Origin of the sequence: Nonomuraea sp. NPDC005650, from assembly GCF_040605375.1 — a bacterium.
GTDB lineage: Bacteria > Actinomycetota > Actinomycetes > Streptosporangiales > Streptosporangiaceae > Nonomuraea.
Genome location: NZ_JBEXCR010000018.1, coordinates 87,068 through 102,309, shown reverse-complemented (window position 1 = coordinate 102,309; position 15,242 = coordinate 87,068). Strand labels below are relative to the sequence as shown.

Below are 15,242 nucleotides of genomic sequence, written 5' to 3'. Positions count from 1 at the left end.
GACCGAACAACCCCGTATCGCGGAACTTACGCTTCTGCCGGCCCATGTCAAGGGGATCACGATGGTTGATCATGTGCAGTCGCTGGCTCGGGGGCTCGCGGTGATCCGGGCCTTCAGTGCCGCCGACCCTGAGCTGACGCTCAGTCAGGTGGCCCGCGCGACCGGCCTCAGCAGGGCCGCGGCCAGGCGTTTCCTGCTCACGCTCGAAGACCTGGGGTACGTGCGCAGCGACGGGCGGCTGTTCTCGCTCACGCCCAGGGTGCTGGAGCTGGGGTACGCGTACCTGTCGAGCCTGTCGCTGCCCGAGGTCGCCGACCCGCACCTGGAGCGCCTGGCGGCCGAGGTGCACGAGTCGGCCTCGGTGGCGGTGCTGGACGGGGAGGACGTCGTCTACGTGGCCCGGGTGGCGACGGCCCGGATCATGCGGGTGACGATCAGCATCGGGACCCGGTTCCCCGCGTACTGCACGTCGATGGGGCGGGTCCTGCTGGCCGCCTTCTCCCCGGACGAGCTGGACGCGTACCTGGAGCGGGCCTCGCTGCGCCGCCTCACCTCCCACACGATCGTGCTGCCCGCCGCCTTACGGGCGGAGCTGGCCAAGGTGCGCGGGCGGGGCTGGGCGATGGTGGACCAGGAGCTGGAGGAGGGGCTGCGCTCGATCGCCGCGCCGATCCGCGACCGTTCGGGGCGGACGGTGGCCGCCGTCAACGTCTCGACCCACGCCAGCCGTACGACCCTGCAGGCGGCCCGCCGCGACCTGCTCCCGCCGCTGCTGGCCACGGCCGCCAAGATCGAGGCCGACCTCGCCGCCCTCTCGGCCGCCCGCGCCTGACCCCCCGAAGGCCGGCGGGTCAGCGGTTGCGGTAGCGGTCCGTGGCGTCCCGGGTCGCGCGGATGGCCGCGTCGGAGGTGTCGTACGTCCGCTGCGCCAGCCCCACGAAGATGCAGTCGACGATCAGCAACTGGCTGATCCGGCTGGCCAGCGCCCCGGGCCGGAACGCGGTCTCCCGCCCCGCCGAGACCAGCGTGTGATCGGCCAGCTCGGCCAGCGACGACCGCGGGTTGTTGGTGATCCCCACGACCAACGCCCCGGCGTCGGCCGCGGTGCGGGCGGGCACCAGCACGTCGGGCGTCTCGCCGCTGCAGCTGATCGCCACCGCCACGTCGCCTTCCCGGAGCAGCGCCGCGCTGGTCAGAGCCAGGTGCGCATCGCTGAACGGATGGCTGGACAGCCCGATCCGCAGGAGCTTCTGCGACATGTCCGCCGCTACCAGCCCCGAGGCCGCCACACCGTACACGTCCACCCGCCGCGCCGCCGAGATGGCCTTCACCACGTCGCACAGCTGGTCGGGGTCGAGCTGCGCGGCGGTGTCGGCCAGCGCCTCCGACTCGGCCCGGGCGACCTTGGCGATCACGTCCGTCAGCGGGTCGTCGGGCGCGAGATCGCCGGGCACCAGCCGCTCCGGCTCCTTGGCCACGGCCGCCGCCAGGGCGAAGCGCATCTGCGAGTATCCCGCGAACCCGAGCGCCCTGGCCGTCCGCACGATGGTCGCCTCGCTCGTCCCGGAGACCCCGCTGAACTCGGTGATCGTGCTGCGCACCACCAGCCCCGGATCGTCCAGGATGATGCGGGCGATGGACTGCGCCGCCGGGGTGAGCGAGGGCAGGACGGCGCGTACGGCGGCGACCGGGTTCGCCGGTTCGGTGGTCACCGCGTCAGCCATTCCGCCGCCGCCTGCGCGGACACGCGGGAGATCCCGTGGGTGGCCAGGTGGACGGCCGCTCCGGGCGGCGCGGGCACGCCGGTGTCCACCACGATCACGTCGGGCCGCATCGCCAGCGCCTTGGCCACCGTCGAGCGCACCCAGTCGTAGCGGGCGGCGTCGTGCACCACCAGCACGACCGGCCGCCCGTCGGCCGCCAGATCGGGCAGGTCACCCATGGGTTCGAGCTGCAGCCGGGCCGTGTTCGGCAGCAGGGAGGTGATCGCCGCCGTGATGCCGGTCGGAGTCAAGGGGTCCACGGCCTTGCTGAAGCGGGTGTTGACCTCGACCACCAGCGGAGCCCGGTCGAGCTTGGCGGCGCCGGAGGTGGTCAGCGCCGCCCTGGCCGCCTCCAGCCCCACGCCCTCGTCCACGTCGCCCCGGGCCTTGTCGCGCAGCGCCGCCTGGGCCGCGTACCACTGGGAGAGCGCGAGCACCCGCCCGGCCGCCTCCGCGAGCCGCTCCTCGGGCAGCTCTCCGGCGCGTACGGCGGCGACGATCGCGTCACGCATCCCGTGCAGGCTCTCCTCGGTGGACAGCCCCACGCAGATGGCGTCCACGCCCGCGCTCAGCGCCCGCACCGCGATCTCGCCCGGGGTGAACATGGCGGCCACCGCCTGCATCTCGATCGCGTCGGTGACGAGCATCCCGTCGAAGCCGAGCTCGCCCCTGAGGAGCTCGGTCATGGCGGTACGGCTCAGCGTCGCCGGCATCGACGGATCGAGCGCGGGGACGAGCAGGTGGCCCGACATGATCGAGCGCACCCCGGCGGCGATCGCGGCCCGGAACGGCGGCAGGTCGCGCGCGAAGAGCACCTCGCGCGAGGCGTGCACGGTGGGCAGTGCCAGGTGGGAGTCGGTGACGGTGTCGCCGTGGCCGGGGAAGTGCTTGGCGCACGTGGCCACGCCCGCACCCTGAACGCCGTTCACGTACGCGACGGTGTGCCGGGAGACCAGGTCGGGCGTGGGGCCGAAGGATCGGATGCCGATGACCGGATTGGCCGGGTTGGAGTTCACGTCGGCGTCGGGGGCGTAGTCGAGCGTGATGTCCAGCTCGCCGAGCATCCGGCCGATCTGGCGGCCCACGCGCTCGGTGAGCGTCACGTCGTCCACCACGCCCAGGGCCCTGTTGCCGGGGAAGGAGCTGCCGGCCCGGACCTCCAGCCGGGTGACCGCGCCGCCTTCCTCGTCGATCGCGACGACGGTGTCCGGGTTTTCGGCCCGCAGTTGCCGTACGAGCTGTGCGTCAATGACATTGCGGGCGAACAGGACGATCCCGCCCAGACCCTCGCCCAGCGCGCGTCGCAGCCACTCGGGGACAGATGTCCCCTCGTACCCTGGGTGCAACACTGTCATCGCCAGTCTGGACAGCTCACCGCTCATCGGCACTTTCCTTCACGGTTGTTGATCTGAAGGTAATTTTCTGTCATCGTCGCCTTCGATACAACCACTTTCCGAGAGGCCACCCCCCATGCCGAGCAGACGGACTCTCTTGAAGGGCCTCGCCCTCGCCGCCGCCGCATCCGCCGTTCCGATGCCCGCGTTAGCGCAGGACTACGTACCGCCGTTGCGTCAAATGCGCGGCATGTGGATCGCCTCGGTAGTCAACATCAACTGGCCGTCGAAGCCGGGACTGACCGCCGACGAGCAGAAGGCCGAGTTCGTCGCCTGGCTGGACGTGGCCGTACAGCGCAAGCTGAACTCGGTGTTCGTGCAGATCAGGCCGACCGCGGACGCGTTCTGGCCGTCACCTTACGAGCCCTGGTCACAGTATCTGACCGGAACCCAAGGTCAGGACCCCGGCTACGACCCGCTCGGGTTCGCCGTGGCCGAGACGCACAAGCGTGGCCTGGCCTTCCACGCCTGGTTCAACCCGTACCGCGTCTCGATGCAGGCCGACCCCGCCAAGCTGCACCCCGACCACCCCGGGCGCAAGCATCCCGACTGGATCCTGCCGTTCGGCGGCAAGCTGTACTACAACCCGGGTCTGCCGGAGGTGCGGAAGTTCTGCCAGGACGCGATGATGGACGCGGTCACCCGCTACGACATCGACGGCCTGCACTTCGACGACTACTTCTACCCCACGAACACCACGGCTTTCGACGACAGCGCCACCTTCGCCGAGCACGGCGCCGGCTTCCCCGACCTGGCCACCTGGCGGCGCAACAACGTCGACCTGATGGTGCAGGAGATGCAGCAGCGCGTCCTGGCGGCCAAGCCGGAGATCGCGTGGGGCATCAGCCCGTCCGGGATCTGGCGCAACAAGGCCTCCGACCCGCTCGGCTCGGACACCAACGGCGGCCAGTCGTACGACAGCCTGCACGCCGACACCCGCGGCTGGGTCAAGAAGGGCTGGCTCGACTACATCGCGCCCCAGCTCTACTGGTACATGGGGCAGCCGCCGGCCGACTACTCCAAGCTCGTGCCCTGGTGGTCCGACGTGGCGAGCGGCACGAAGACGCTGCTGTGGATCGGCCAGGCCGCCTACAAGGCGGGCGACCCCGCCCAGGTGGCCCAGTGGCAGGCCCCCGGCGAGCTGTCCGCCCACCTGACGCTCAACCGGGACCACCCCGAGATCAGCGGCGACATCTGGTACAACGCCAACGACGTCAAGGTCGACCGGATCGGCTCCATCACGACCGCCGTCAACGACCACTACCAGCGGCCCGCGCTGGCTCCCGTGCTGCCCCGGCTGGCGGACGGCGAGCCGCCGCGCAGGCCGGTCCTGGCGTACGCGCTGCGCCGCCCCGGTGGCGGGGTCGAGGTGCGCGCGGTGGCCACCGGCAGGGACGAGCCCTTCCAGTTCGCGATCTTCCGCTTCGGCCGGGACGCGTCCTCGGGCGACTTCGCCGACGCCCGCAACCTGGTCGCGGTCGTGCCCGGCGACCGGCAGGTCCGCTGGACGGACGCCGACGGGAAGCGCGGCGACCACTACTACGTGGTCGCGGTGGACCGGGCCAACCGGACCAGCAAGCCGAGCAACGGCTTCAGGGTCATCTGAGCCTGAGAGCGTGCTCCTGCTCTCAGAGCAGGAGCATGCTCCGCCCGCACGCCCGCGTCGCCGGCCGGTTTCCGGTCGGCTACGTGCCCGTTTCCCGTGGTCGCGGGCACGCTGACGCTCAGGTTCCGACGCTGCCGGAACCCCTCGCCGAAGCCCCGGTCGCGATCAGGCCCGTCGTCAGGAAGCCCTTCGCCCAGCCGCCGATGGCTGCTCGGCCGGGGCTCCGGTCGACCGCTGTGGTGGCACCACGGGGGTCGGACGGACCAGACCGAGCGCGACGACCTCGTTGGCCAGGCGCGTGCGCCGGTTGGTGCCCTCGGGGATCCTGAACTTCTGGTAGAGCCGCAGCAGATGCTGCTTGACCGCGGCCTCGGTCACGACCAGGTCGTCGGCGATCTCGCGTGCGGTCGCCGGGGCGACGAACGCCTCGTCCGACAGCGCCGGCCTGCAGAGCGAGGTCAGCACGTCGACCTCGCGCCTGGTCAGCTCGGGCGCCGCGGCCCTGCGGAGCTCGACCTCAGGGGTGAAGTCCTCACGGGGGACTCCACCGATGCGACCCCGCGCCGCGCCGAAGGAGACGACGTCGCCGTCGTCCAGGACCCTCCGGGCGATCGGCCTGCCGTTCACCCGTGTGCCGTTCCTGGACAGCCCCAGGTCTACGACGTACAGGTAGGGTCCTCGCCTGACGAACTCGGCATGGAGTCGAGACACGCTGGGATCGGTGAGCCGGATGTCGACCCCTCGACCCCTCCCGACCGTCGTGATCTCGGGGCGCAACGGGACCACCTCGCCAGTGTCCTCGATGCGTATGAACGGCCCCTCCACGGCAGTTCCTCCCCAGGTAGCCCGCCGTAACTATTACTACAGCTCCGGCTTACCCAAACGAGGGGATGCGGAATCGCCTTTGCCGAAAGGAGAATCCGGCGTGAAATTGGTCTGGACCTTTGAGGCCGGTTTTGCCTGCTCACGGGTAGACTTCGGACGAAGATAAGCGGAGGAAACACTCATGGCGGACAAGCCCACGAAAGGTCTGGCCGATGTCGTCGCGGCGTCCACCGCGCTGAGCGACATTGACGGAAAGGCCGGCCGGCTCTTCTACCGTGGATACGACATCCACGACCTGGCCGGCCGCGCGACGTTCGAGGAGACCGCACACCTGCTCCAGCGTGGCAAGCTGCCCAACCGGTCCGAGCTCGACGCGTACGTCGACGAGCTGGCGCAGGGCCGGGAGCTGGGCGCACTGGCATCCGCGAACATCGCCGAGATCGCCGAGAAGCAGAAACCGATGGAGGCGCTGCGCACCCTGGTGTCGCTGACCGCCGCGGACGACGCGGACAAGGACTCCATCGCCCCCGACGCCAACCTGCGCAAGGCTGCCCGGCTGACCGCTCAGCAGCCGCTGCTGGTCGCCCGCTACCACGCCGCCCGCACCGGCGGAAGCGTTCCCGAGCCCGACCCGTCGCTCAGCATCGCCGCGAACTTCCTGCACGAGGTCACCGGCCGCGTCCCCGACCCCCGTGAGGTCGAGATCTTCGACGAGTGCCTGGTGCTGCACGCCGACCACACCATGAACGCCTCCACGTTCGCCGCCCGCGTCTGCGCCGCGACCCTCTCGGACATGCACTCCGCGATCGTCGCCGCCATCGGCACCCTCAAGGGCCCCCTGCACGGCGGCGCGAACGAGCAGGTCATGAAGCTGCTGGAGTCGATCCCGCCGGGCCAGGTGGCCCAGGTCGTACGTGACAAGCTCGCGGCCCACGAGAAGATCATGGGATTCGGCCACCGCGTCTACAAGACCGAGGACCCGCGCGCGACCCATCTGCGCAAGATGTCCGCCGAGCTGGCCGAGGCCGCCGGCGACGACACGTACTACCGGATGTCCAAGGAGATGGAGGAGGTCGTCTTCGAGACGAAGGGCCTCTACCCCAACGTCGACTTCTACGCGGCTTCGGTCTACCACTATCTCGGGATCCCGACGGACCTTTTCACGCCGGTCTTCTCGATCAGCCGCATGTCCGGCTGGACTGCCCATGTCATAGAGCAGCACGCAGACAATAGGCTGATCCGGCCTGACAGTGAGTACATCGGTGAGACCGATCAGAAGTGGAAGCCGATAGACGAGCGATGAGGTGCGTTGAGCCAACGGACTGAGCGTGAGCGCTGGGGACCGTACCCGCTGATCCTGGCGGGTGCGGTCATTGGCGTGCTCGTGATCTTTTTCGCGAACCCGCGCTGGGGCGGGTTCGTGCTGGGCGCCGTCATCATGATCGCCGCCGCCCTCCGCTTCGCCGGCTATGGCGGGCAGCTGACCATCCGCAGCAAGAAGGTCGACGTCATCACGCTGGCCGGGTTCGGGTTCGTGCTGGTCCTGACCTCGCTCCTGCTCTACAACAACGAGCTCAAAGCGTTGATACTGTCCCTTTTCGCCCGATGACCGGACGGTCCGATAGCCTCAACGCATCAATTCATTGAAGGGGAACCATTCGCATGCCCAAGATCAAGGTGGAGGGTCCTGTCGTCGAGCTTGACGGCGACGAGATGACCCGGATCATCTGGCAGTTCATCAAGGACCAGCTGATCCTTCCCTACCTCGACGTCGACCTGAAGTACTACGACCTCGGCATCGAACACCGGGACGCGACGGACGACCAGGTCACCATCGACGCCGCGAACGCCATCAAGAAGCACGGCGTCGGTGTGAAATGCGCCACCATCACCCCGGACGAGGCGCGGGTCGAGGAGTTCGGTCTCAAGAAGATGTGGAAGTCCCCCAACGGGACCATCCGCAACATCCTCGGCGGCGTGATCTTCCGCGAGCCGATCATCATGTCGAACGTGCCGCGCCTCGTCCCCGGCTGGACCAAGCCGATCGTCGTCGGCCGTCACGCGTTCGGCGACCAGTACCGCGCCACCGACCTGAAGATCCCCGGCGAGGGCACGCTGACCCTGACGTACACGCCGAAGGACGGCTCCGAGCCGATCGAGCTCGACGTGTACGACTTCCCCAGCAGCGGCGTCGCGCTGGCGATGTACAACCTCGACGAGTCGATCCGCGACTTCGCCCGCGCCTCGATGCGCTACGGCCTGGCCCGCAACTACCCGGTCTACCTGTCGACGAAGAACACCATCCTCAAGGCCTATGACGGCCGCTTCAAGGACATCTTCGCCGAGGTCTTCGAGGCCGAGTTCAAGGCCGAGTTCGAGAAGGCCGGTCTCACGTACGAGCACCGCCTCATCGACGACATGGTCGCCGCGGCGCTGAAGTGGGAGGGCGGCTACGTCTGGGCCGCGAAGAACTACGACGGCGACGTGCAGTCCGACACGGTGGCCCAGGGCTTCGGCTCCCTCGGCCTGATGACCTCGGTCCTGATGACCCCCGACGGCAGGACCGTCGAGGCCGAGGCCGCCCACGGCACCGTGACTCGCCACTACCGCGAGCACCAGAAGGGCAACCCCACCTCCACCAACCCCATCGCCTCGATCTTCGCGTGGACGCGCGGCCTGGCCCACCGGGGCAAGCTCGACAACACCCCCGCCGTGACCGACTTCGCCGGCAAGCTGGAGGAGGTCTGCATCGAGACCGTCGAAGGCGGCCAGATGACCAAGGACCTGGCGCTCCTGGTCGGCGGCGACGCCAAGTGGCTCACCACTCAGGACTTCCTGGCGGCGCTGGACGAGAACCTCAAGAAGAAGATGTCCGTCTGAACATCGAATACGGCCTCTGCCTCGTTATGAGGCGGGGGCCGTTTCGTATTTATAGTTCTATTTGCGGGAATTTCCGCATTTGCTCGCATCGGCCATCGGGCCCGTCTTCGACCAGGTCAGCCAGGCGACGGACGGGCTGAAGGGGCGCCGTCCGCCGGCCCTTCGGGAAACGGCTCGCCGCCGGCCGATGGACGTTTCCCAGACCATCTCTTGACGGTGACGCGGCGTGGCGCAATTGATCAGCTGGGTAAGAGCCACCTCGTAACAGTCGTACGCGTCTCGGGGGGTTCAGATGCGACTGCGTATTTTCAGTGGAGTGGGGCTGTTGGCCGCCGCCGCCCTCCTGAGCGGCTGCGACTCGCAGCCCAGCACCGTCAAGATGGTCGACACCAAGGCCGATGCCGCGGCCAAGATCAAGGCGACCCAGGCCGCCAGGGTCAAGCGCGCCGCCGAGGTCAAGGCGAACGAGCTGGGGCAGATCCCGGTGCTGATGTTCCACCGGATCGTGGACAAGCCGGCCACGACGGACGACCGGACGCCGCAGCAGTTCCGGGCGGATCTGGAGCGGCTGGTCAGAGAGGATTACGTGCCGATCACGGCCGCCGAGATGGTGGCGGGCAAGATCGACATTCCGGCCGGCAAGCATCCTGTGGTGCTGACGTTCGACGACTCCTCGCCGTCGCAGCTCACGCTCAACGAGGTCGGCGTCCCGGCTCCGAACACCGCGGTCGCCATTCTCAAGGACGTGGCGGCCAAGCACCCGGGCTTCCCGGCGAAGGCCACCTTCTACGTGACCCGCGACATGTTCGGCAAGACCGTACGCGAGGAGCAGGCCCAGATGCTGGGCTGGCTCAAGGACAACGGGTTCGAGATCGGCAACCACACCCGCGATCACATCAACCTGCGCGGACGTTCGCACAAGGAGGTCGACGACCAGATCAGCGGGATCGCCGAGCAGATCAACTCCCTGGCCGGCGTCAAACCCACCACGATCGCCCTGCCGTACGGGAACCAGCCGAGCAACAAGGCATGGGCCCTGCACGGCAAGGACTACAACCACCAGGGCGCGTTCCTGGCCGGCTACACGCCCGCGCCGGCGCCGTTCAGCAAGGCGTTCGACCCGCTGGGGATCCCGCGGATCAAGGTCATGGAGAAGAAGGGCGACTGCAAGCAGTTCTGCTCGGAGGCGTGGCTGGACTGGCTCAAGAACAACCCGGACATGCGTTACACCTCGGACGGCGACGTGCGGACCGTGGCGTACCCGAAGTTCAAGAACCCGTACCTGCGTAAGTCCTTCGCCAAGTGGGGCCTGTCCTACTGATCACTCTTTCCTGTCGAACGTGATGCCCGCCGCGCGTAGCCGGTCGATGAGGGGCCGGCCCATGGCCGAGGCCGTCGTCAGCTGGCCGGCGCGGTCCGGGAGGTCGTCGAAGGCGAGGCAGAGGGCCGACTCGGCGAACATCCTGGCCGTCGCGCCGTAGCCGGGGTCGCCGCCCGCGACCTCCGTGACCACGCGCTCGCCGCCGCCCTCACCCAGGAACGTGACCTTGAACCAGTTCCTGGCGCGCCGCTCGGCCGACGGGCCCTCGCCGGGCTTCAGCCGGCCCTGGATCCAGCCGCGTACGGGCGGGATCTGGGCGAGCGCGGCGAAGGCGCCGGCGGTCGTCACGGTGGCCAGGGCCTCGGGGAGGGTTCGGACGGCGTAGTACTGGCGGTAGGTGAAGTCGGGGCCGTAGCGGTCGAGGAGGCGGGCCGAATAGCCGACGACCAACGGGTCGAGGCTCGGCATCGGCAGCGCCCAGCCGCCCACGTAGCGGACGCCGCCGGGCAGCGAGCTCACCCGGCGGCCGGCGGGCCGCGGCTCGGCGGAGCGGCGCTGTGTGCCCTGCTGGACCATCTGGGGCGCGCGGCCGAGGATGGACATCATGGTGGCCAGGGTGCCGCCCGACGGGGCCATCCTCGCCCGCAGGAAGCCTCTCACCCTGAGCGGGACCCCCTCGGGGAGGTGGCCGACGGTGTGGAGCACGCCCAGGTCGTACGGGATGGAGTCGAAGCCGCAGGCGTGCACGAGCTTGGCCCCGCTCCTGGCCGCCCGGTCGTGGTAGCGCATGTAGACCAGATCCACGAACTCGGGCTCGCCCGTCAGGTCCAGGTAATGGGTGCCGGCCTCGGCGCACGCGGCCACCAGCGGCTCACCGTACGTGACATAGGGGCCGACCGTGGTGGCCAGGACGCGCGTCCGGCGCGCGAGTGCGGCCACCGAGTCCGGGTCCGTGGCGTCGGCGAGCAAGATCGGTACGTCGAGTCCGAGACGCTCCAGTTTGGCCCGGTCACGCCCGGCCAGTGCCCACCGCGTGCCGGGTCCGGCGGCCTGTGCGAGATAGGCGGCCGTGAGCGCGCCGGTAAAGCCGCTCGCTCCGAAAAGTACGATGTCGTAGGGGCGGTCCATGATCCAGAGCCTCCCTGTGAAGGCTCGTGCACGCAACTCCACGCGGGGTAAAACCGTGACGTCACGAACGGTTAACGGATCCCTGAGGAGTTGCTGAACGTCGTAAAGTTTGCGTCGTTGGGGTTAGCACACGTGGGGATGACGAATGCCGCAAATCTCGCCGCTGGTCGCCGGCGATCCCACACAGCTGGGGTCTTTCCGGCTGTCCGGACGGATCGGGGAAGGCGGTCAGGGCATCGTTTACCTGGGCGTCAACGACAACGGGGAGCAGGCGGCCATCAAGCTGCTGCACGTCAAGTTCACCGGTGACACGATAGCCAGGTCGCGCTTCGCCAGGGAGCTGAAGGCGGCCAAGCGGGTGGCGTCGTTCTGTACCGCCAGGGTGATGGAGGCCGATCTCGACGGTAACACTCCGTACATCGCCAGCGAGTACATCGACGGCCGGCCGCTCAGGGAGATCATCGAGACCGACGGGCCGCTCACCGGCACGGTGCTCGACCGGCTGGCCATCGGCACCGCGACCGCGCTCACCGCGATCCACCACGCCTCGATCGTCCACCGAGACTTCAAGCCCGACAACGTGCTGATCGCCGCCGACGGGCCGCGCGTGGTGGACTTCGGCATCGCCCGGATCATCGACTCCACCGGCACGATCACCAGCCGGGCCATCGGCACGCCCGCCTACATGGCGCCCGAGCAGATCGCGGGCGACGACGTCGGGCCCTACACGGACGTGTTCTCCTGGGGCGCCACCATCGCGTTCGCGGCCACGGGGCAGCCCGCGTTCGAGGGCAAGTCCATCGCCGTGGTGCTCAACCGGATCCTCAACCACGAGGTCGACGTCGACATGATGCCGGAGCCGCTGCGCGGCGTGGTGCGCTCCGCGCTGTCCAAGTCTCCGGCCGACCGGCCGTCCGCCGACCAGATCCTGCTGCGGCTGCTCGGGCAGCCGTCCACGGTGGGGGCGTCCACGGCGGTGCTCACCCGGGGCGTGCAGGTGGCCAGCGACGACACGACGCCGTTCAACAGGGTGTCGGCCGGGTCGATCACCGACCTGCCCCGGCCGCAGCCCACGACGATTCCGCCGCCGACGGCCACGGTGCCGCCGCCTGAGAGCGCGCCGTACCCGGTGACCGAGTCCTCCCAGCTCGCCACGGTCCCGCCCGAGGGCGGCGGGGTGCCGTACCCGATGACCGAGCCCTCCCTGCCCGGACGGTCGCGCCGCGCGAGGGTGTGGATCGCGGTGGCCACCGCCGTCGTCCTGCTCGCCGCCGCCGCCATCGCGCTGGCGATGAACGGCGGCTGGTCGCTCGCGTTCCGGGAGGGGCCCGAGCCCACGGAGACGGTCGAGCAGAAGGCGCCCACCGTGTTCGCCTCCGTGGTGGACAAGGTGGCGGAGACCGGCAAGATCGTGATCGGCGTCAAGGGCGACCTGCCCGGCATCGCGCTGCAGAACGGCGACGAATTCCAGGGCTTCGACATCGAGGTCGCCAAGCGCATCGCCACCGAGTTAGGAGCGAAGGACACCGCGTTCGTCAAGGTCAGCAGGGGTGACCGGGAGGGCGCGCTGGACGACGGCAGCGTCGACCTGGTCGTGGCCACCTACTCCGTCGACAACTCCGAGACCCAGTTCGCGGGGCCTTACTACCTGGCGCACCACGACGTCCTCGTCCGCTCGGGCAGCGGCATCGAGTCCATCGACGATCTGACGGGCAAGAAGGTCTGCGCCCCCGACAGCCCGTCCGTCGGCGAGGTGCAGCGGAAGGTGAAGGTCGAGCCGGTCTCGGCCGGCGACTACGCCGTCTGCATGCAGTTGCTCCGCGACGGCAAGGTGGACGCGATCCCCGGCGACGACCTGATCCTGGCCGGGTTCGCCGCCCGCGAGAACATGCGCTACAAGGTCCTCGGCGCCAAGCTCAACAACGAGCGGTACGCGGTCGGCATCAAGAACGGCGACGTGAAGACCTGCAAGGCGGTGAAGGCGGTCATCGCCGACCTCTACCGCACGGGCTACATGAAGCAGCTTCTGAGCAAGTACTTCGCCAAGGTCGACTTCGATCCGGAGCAGAAGGTGCCCGCGATGGAAGCCTGCGGATGACGAGCAGGTAGCATCCCAAAGTCAACCAATATCCTGCGAGTGAGGGGAAGGCCATGGCGTCGTCAGCCAATGGGCCCGTCAAGGTGACCGTCACCGGAGCCGCCGGCCAGATCGGTTACGCACTGCTGTTCCGCATCGCGTCGGGGCAGCTGCTCGGCGCCGACGTCCCGGTCAAGCTCAGCCTGCTGGAGATCCCGGCGGCGGTGAAGGCGGCCGAGGGCACCGCGATGGAGCTCGACGACTGCGCGTTCCCGCTGCTGTCCGGCATCGAGATCACCGACGACCCCAACGTCGCCTTCGCCGGGGCCAACGTCGCGCTGCTGGTCGGCGCCATGCCGCGGAAGGCCGGCATGGAGCGTGGCGACCTGCTCGGCGCCAATGGCGGCATCTTCGGCCCCCAGGGCAAGGCGATCAACGACCACGCCGCCGATGACATCAAGGTCCTGGTCGTGGGCAACCCGGCCAACACCAACGCGCTCATCGCCCAGCAGAACGCGCCCGACGTGCCCGCCGACCGCTTCACCGCGATGACCCGGCTCGACCACAACCGCGCGCTGTCCCAGCTGGCCGCCAAGCTCCAGGTCCCGGTCGCCGAGATCAAGAAGATGACGATCTGGGGCAACCACTCCGCGACGCAGTACCCCGACCTGTTCCACGCCGAGGTGGGCGGCAAGATCGCGGCCGAGCAGGTCGACGGCGAGTGGCTGCGCGACACGTTCATCCCGACGGTGGCCAAGCGCGGCGCCGCCATCATCGAGGCCCGTGGCGCCTCCTCGGCCGCCTCGGCCGCCAACGCGGCGATCGACCACGTCTACGACTGGGTCAACGGCACCGAGTGGACCTCCGCGGCCGTCGTCTCCGACGGCTCCTACGGCGTGCCCGAGGGGCTCATCTCGTCGTTCCCGGTGCGTGCCGCGAACGGCAAGTTCGAGATCATCCAGGGTCTCGAGATCGACGCGTTCTCCCGCGAGCGGATCGACGCCAGCGTGGGCGAGCTGGTGGAGGAGCGCGACGCGGTCAAGGAGCTCGGCCTCATCTGACGACCCGCCAGGCCCCCCGCGCGAGGCGGGGGGCTTCAGGGCGGACAGGGCACGGGCTGCACGGCGGGTACGGCCGGCGGCGTGGCGAAGATCACGCCCCCTGCGGCCAGAAGGCTACCCACCACGATGAGGACACCGAAGAGCAGCTTCGTGACCCTTGGTGAAAAGTTCCTCACATTTCGGTATCACAGCACATTTTCCGATGCCGTATCACGCGTTTGACGAAAGCGCGTCCCACGCGTCAGAGACGATGTCGCGCAGCGCGGGCCGTTCGGCCTTCCAGCCGAGCTCGCTCTGGATCTTGGCGGACGAGGCGACCAGCACGGCGGGATCGCCGGGGCGCCGGTCCGCGACCACGGCCGGGATCTCGTGCCCGGTGACCTCGCGGCAGACCGAGATCACCTCCTGCACGCTGAAGCCGGTGCCGCTGCCCAGGTTGTAGATCTTGTGCTCGCCCGGCGTGATGGCGTCCAGCGCCAGCAGGTGCGCCCGCGCCAGGTCGGACACGTGGACATAGTCGCGCACGCAGGTGCCGTCGGAGGTCGGGTAGTCGGTGCCGAAGACGCTCACCGACTCGCGCTCGCCGGTCGCGACCTTCAGGATGTTCGGGATGAGATGGGTCTCGATCGTGTGCCGCTCGCGGAAGCGGCCGTAGGCCCCGGCCACGTTGAAGTAGCGCAGGCTCACCGCGCCCAGCCCGCGGATCTCCGCGAACGCGCTCAGCGTGGTGTCCACGGCCAGCTTGGAGGCGCCGTAGGGGTTGGTCGGGCGCGTGGGGTCGCGCTCCTCGATCGGGGAGCGCTCGGGCTCCCCGTACGTGGCCGCGGTCGAGGAGAACACGATCCTGTTCACCCCCTTGTCCCGCATGGCGTCGAGCAGGGCCAGCGTGCCGCCGAGGTTGTGGGCCCAGTAGAGCCCCGGCTTCTCCACCGACTCGCCCACCAGGGACTTGGCCGCGAAGTGCAGCACCGCGTCCACGTCGTCGAGCGCGTCATGCGCCGCGGTGATGCTTTTTTGGACAAATCGGGCATCTTCCGGCACCGCGTCCTGATGCCCGGTTGACAGGTCGTCGAGTACGGTCACCTCGTGTCCTGCCTCGATGAGCTGCGCCGCGACAACACTGCCGACGTATCCGGCACCCCCGGTGACCAATAGCCTCATGTGTACTCCTGTTCAAATATGTTGGA

13 protein-coding genes are annotated in these 15,242 nt (G+C 69.1%); 8 read left to right on the top strand and 5 right to left on the bottom strand.

Going from position 1 to position 15,242, the window contains the following annotated elements; genetic code table 11:
* The first annotated feature begins 61 nt into the window (after positions 1–61).
* Positions 62–832, top strand: coding sequence for an IclR family transcriptional regulator C-terminal domain-containing protein (locus ABZS69_RS29855; protein ID WP_355378389.1), 771 nt, complete (start codon positions 62–64; stop codon positions 830–832).
* Positions 833–851: 19 nt separating this feature from the next.
* Here the strand turns inward: ABZS69_RS29855 and ABZS69_RS29850 are convergent, their stop codons facing one another.
* Both ABZS69_RS29850 and ABZS69_RS29845 read right to left on the bottom strand, forming a co-directional pair.
* Complete coding sequence (locus ABZS69_RS29850; RefSeq protein WP_355378387.1) at positions 852–1,712, bottom strand: MurR/RpiR family transcriptional regulator; 861 nt, start codon at positions 1,710–1,712, stop codon at positions 852–854.
* Positions 1,709–3,145, bottom strand: coding sequence for a glycoside hydrolase family 3 protein (locus ABZS69_RS29845; RefSeq protein ID WP_355378386.1), 1,437 nt, complete (start codon positions 3,143–3,145; stop codon positions 1,709–1,711). The genes ABZS69_RS29850 and ABZS69_RS29845 overlap by 4 nt, the downstream gene beginning before the upstream one ends.
* Before the next feature lie 151 nt (positions 3,146–3,296).
* Here ABZS69_RS29845 and ABZS69_RS29840 point away from each other — a divergent pair, with 151 nt between their 5' ends.
* Positions 3,297–4,763 carry a family 10 glycosylhydrolase gene (locus ABZS69_RS29840; RefSeq protein WP_355378384.1) on the top strand — a complete coding sequence of 489 codons (1,467 nt, stop codon included), beginning with the start codon at positions 3,297–3,299 and terminating at the stop codon, positions 4,761–4,763.
* 177 nt (positions 4,764–4,940) lie between these two features.
* Here the strand turns inward: ABZS69_RS29840 and ABZS69_RS29835 are convergent, their stop codons facing one another.
* Complete coding sequence (locus ABZS69_RS29835; protein ID WP_355378381.1) at positions 4,941–5,588, bottom strand: FHA domain-containing protein; 648 nt, start codon at positions 5,586–5,588, stop codon at positions 4,941–4,943.
* A gap of 181 nt (positions 5,589–5,769) precedes the next feature.
* Here ABZS69_RS29835 and ABZS69_RS29830 point away from each other — a divergent pair, with 181 nt between their 5' ends.
* The 4 genes from ABZS69_RS29830 (at position 5,770) to ABZS69_RS29815 (ending at position 9,789) form a co-directional block, all read left to right on the top strand.
* Positions 5,770–6,891 carry a citrate/2-methylcitrate synthase gene (locus tag ABZS69_RS29830; protein ID WP_355378379.1) on the top strand — a complete coding sequence of 374 codons (1,122 nt, stop codon included), beginning with the start codon at positions 5,770–5,772 and terminating at the stop codon, positions 6,889–6,891.
* Between the two features lie 6 nt (positions 6,892–6,897).
* Positions 6,898–7,197 (top strand): DUF3017 domain-containing protein, encoded by a 300-nt coding sequence (locus tag ABZS69_RS29825; protein ID WP_355378377.1) that lies wholly within the window; start codon positions 6,898–6,900, stop codon positions 7,195–7,197.
* 53 nt (positions 7,198–7,250) lie between these two features.
* The gene (locus ABZS69_RS29820) at positions 7,251–8,468 is read left to right on the top strand and encodes an NADP-dependent isocitrate dehydrogenase (protein ID WP_355378375.1); all 1,218 of its coding nucleotides are present in this window, start codon (positions 7,251–7,253) and stop codon (positions 8,466–8,468) included.
* A gap of 316 nt (positions 8,469–8,784) precedes the next feature.
* Positions 8,785–9,789, top strand: coding sequence for a polysaccharide deacetylase family protein (locus ABZS69_RS29815; RefSeq protein ID WP_355378373.1), 1,005 nt, complete (start codon positions 8,785–8,787; stop codon positions 9,787–9,789).
* Here ABZS69_RS29815 and ABZS69_RS29810 read toward each other — a convergent pair whose 3' ends face one another.
* Positions 9,790–10,917: a saccharopine dehydrogenase NADP-binding domain-containing protein gene (locus ABZS69_RS29810; RefSeq protein WP_355378371.1), complete on the bottom strand. Its 1,128-nt coding sequence runs from the start codon at positions 10,915–10,917 to the stop codon at positions 9,790–9,792.
* A gap of 145 nt (positions 10,918–11,062) precedes the next feature.
* On the opposite strand from ABZS69_RS29810, the gene ABZS69_RS29805 reads away from it, so the two are divergent.
* Positions 11,063–13,015, top strand: coding sequence for a serine/threonine-protein kinase (locus ABZS69_RS29805; RefSeq protein WP_355378370.1), 1,953 nt, complete (start codon positions 11,063–11,065; stop codon positions 13,013–13,015).
* Between the two features lie 53 nt (positions 13,016–13,068).
* The gene (locus tag ABZS69_RS29800; protein WP_355378368.1) at positions 13,069–14,055 is read left to right on the top strand and encodes a malate dehydrogenase; all 987 of its coding nucleotides are present in this window, start codon (positions 13,069–13,071) and stop codon (positions 14,053–14,055) included.
* 210 nt (positions 14,056–14,265) lie between these two features.
* Here ABZS69_RS29800 and galE read toward each other — a convergent pair whose 3' ends face one another.
* Entirely contained in the window at positions 14,266–15,216 is a 951-nt protein-coding gene (gene galE / locus ABZS69_RS29795; protein WP_355378366.1) for a UDP-glucose 4-epimerase GalE, read from the bottom strand.
* Positions 15,217–15,242: the final 26 nt, after the last annotated feature.